General features: G+C 76.0%; 3 protein-coding genes and 1 pseudogene. All 4 read right to left on the bottom strand.

From position 1 onward, the window contains the following. A pseudogene (locus BI06_RS51675) lies at positions 1-1192 on the bottom strand (hypothetical protein); the annotation flags it as partial. 64 nt (positions 1193-1256) lie between these two features. Continuing rightward, positions 1257-1649, bottom strand: a complete 393-nt coding sequence (locus BI06_RS35940; protein ID WP_043475344.1) for a WXG100 family type VII secretion target — start codon at positions 1647-1649, stop codon at positions 1257-1259. After that, entirely contained in the window at positions 1642-2076 is a 435-nt protein-coding gene (locus BI06_RS35935) for a YbaB/EbfC family nucleoid-associated protein (RefSeq protein WP_043475343.1), read from the bottom strand. Before BI06_RS35935 ends, BI06_RS35940 begins: the two co-directional genes overlap by 8 nt. Positions 2077-2108: 32 nt before the next feature. After that, positions 2109-2523: hypothetical protein (locus tag BI06_RS51670; RefSeq protein ID WP_043475340.1), on the bottom strand; the 415-nt coding region annotated here is incomplete at its 5' end.

The following is a 2523-nucleotide window of genomic DNA, read 5'->3' as shown; positions in this document are numbered from 1 at the left end:
TCGCCGTCCCCCTCGACGTCGCCGTCCCCCTCGACGTTGCCGTCCCGCCCTGCAGAGCCGTCCGGCCGGCGTCGGTGACGGCCGTCGCGAAGCCGGGTAGGACGGCGCCGGCGCGCCCGGTCGCCCCTTCGCCGGCCGTCCGCCCGGTGGTCGAGGTCGCGTGCGCGACGGCCGGCCGCTCCTCGCCCGGGACCGCAGGTGCGCCTCCGGGGCGATCGGGCCCGCCCGGCGCGGTCCGGGGGCGACCGGTCTCGGCCCGCGGGCCGCCGCCCGCCGGCCCGTCCGACGTGATCACGGGCACGGGAGTCCTTTCCACCGCCCCCTCGCCGGACAGGTCGAGCACGGGCCGGTCCGGCAGGTCGAGGTGGACCTGGTCCACCGTCACGGTGTCGCCCTTGCCTCCGAACCTCCGCCGGCCGCCGCCGAGCGAGCCGACGACGCCGGCCGCGACGGAGGCCCCGAGCAGTTCCTCACCGCCGAAGGCGCCCAGCATGATCCCGGCCGTGGTCACTCCGGTGGCCGCGCCCAGCACGCCCTTGCCGATCAGCGAGCCGGCGAACCTCGGCGCGACGACGCCGCCGACACCGAAGAACACCCCGCCGACCGCGCCACCGATCGCCCCGGAGATCGCGGCCGACCTGGTGTTGTCGAGGCTCCACTCGGTCCGGTCGCCCTTGAGGATCTGGATGGTCTGGACGGCGGCGTCCAGACCGAGGTTGAGCGCCACCCCAGCGGCGACCGAGATGACCAGGCGGCGCAGGATCATCCGGACGGCCACCCGCGCCGAGGTGATCGCCGCCGGGATGACCTCGGGCGCGAAGAAGGCCCACTGCGCGATCTGACCGGCCAGCAGCACGAGCTGGCCGAGGATCATGTACTTCGAGTACTCGATCTGCACGCCGGTGTGACGGCCGAGCTTGCCCATCTGCCCCGAGGACTCCGCCATCTGCGGCACCGCGGTCTCCAGCTGGGTCACGAAGGCCCGGAACTCGTCGGCGACCCGCCCGCCCACCGCCTCCAGCACACCGTTGCCCGTCGAGCCCAACTGCTCGCTGATGCCCTTGAGTTCCCGCGCCGCCTCGTCCCAGGCCGCGCCCAGCCCGCGGAGCCGGTCCTCGTCGCCCTTGGGCCAGGACTGGCCGACCGCCAGCTTGGCCACCCAGTCGAGGGCGGGGGGCATCTCGACACTCATGCGTTCACTCTTCCTCGGTCACAAGGGGGCGACCGACCCTGCGGGCGGGCCGGCGACGGCCGGGTCAGCGACGGCCGCCGTGGGGCCCGCCGGTGCGCGGGCCGTGCGCGCCGTCGCCGCCGGCCGGCAGGTCGGGGGCGGCCGCGGTGAGCGTGCGCAGGGCCTCGACGTTCTGCTCCTCGGTGCGCCGGAAGCCCTTCGCCATGGTCCCGATGCCGTCCACCGTGCTGTCCAGGACCTCGGCGGTGCCGGAGATCCCCTCGGTGAGCTGCTCCTTGGGCTGGAGGTACTGGTCGCGGAACTCCCGGCCGGTGTAGTCCTCGCCCCAGCACTCGCCGAGCTCGCCGAGGCGGGCCTCCAGCCGGGTGCCGACCGCTCTGATCAGCGCGGCCAACTCCTGGACCGGCCCGGTGGCGGCCGCCAGGGCCTCGGTGTCGACGGAGAAGTGCTCAGCCACGCGACGGCGCCCCGTCGAAGCCGTGGTCCACGTACGCGCGGACGGCCTCCGGCATGACCGGTTCCTCGGGGAGCAGCGCGGCCGGGTCGACCCGACCCTCGAGCAGATCGTCCAGGGCCACGCCCGGCGGCAGTTCGGCGGTCACCACCGCGGACACCGCCTCCAGTGCCTGCGCCCGGGCCTGCGCGACGGTGGCGAGCAGCAGGTCGGCCAGCTCCTTCGGGGCCATCCTGCGGTAGGCGCCGGTCGGGAACTCCAGGGCCGTGAGCTCGCCCTGGGCCCCCACGGTGGCCTTGACGGCCTGCCGCGGGTCGGTGGCGGTCGCCGTGGTGGCCGCGATCCGGCGGCGGGTCTCGGCGGCCTCCTCGCGCTGGCGTGCGTACTGCGCGAGGAGGTCCTCGATCTGCTGGTCGTACGGGCTGGGCACGGCGTTCCTCTCGTGGTGCGGTGAGGCGGGGTTCAGTACGTGGCGGCGGGTCCGTCCGGAGCGCCGCCCCAGGTGCTCCCGTCCAGGAGGAGCAGGTCGGCGATGCCGCGCGGGGCGGTCTCCTCCTCGGCCTCGACGGTCTCCTCCTCGGGTTCCGGTGCCTCCGGTCCGCCGTCGCCGCAGCCGAACACCGCCGCGCCGAGGGCCTGTCCGGCACCGCCCGCTGCGCCGCCGGTGCGGTCCGGCTGCCAGGTGGACCACGGCTCGGCCGGTTCGGTGGCGACGGGCGGCCCCTCGGCGGCCCGTTCCTCGTCCTGCCCGTGCCGGGCGGGCGCGGCCGCCCACAGCAGCGGAACGAAGGCGCCCGCGCCGCGCTCCCAGAGCGTGGTGTCCTCCTCGGTGCCGCCCTCCGCGGGCCGGGGCAGGACGGCCGTCCGGCCCTCGGGG

This window comes from Kitasatospora sp. MBT66 (assembly GCF_000710405.2).
In the GTDB taxonomy this organism is placed as follows: Bacteria; Actinomycetota; Actinomycetes; order Streptomycetales; family Streptomycetaceae; genus Kitasatospora; species Kitasatospora purpeofusca.
Note: the sequence above shows the minus strand (reverse complement) of the source record. Positions and strands in the feature narration are given on the sequence as shown.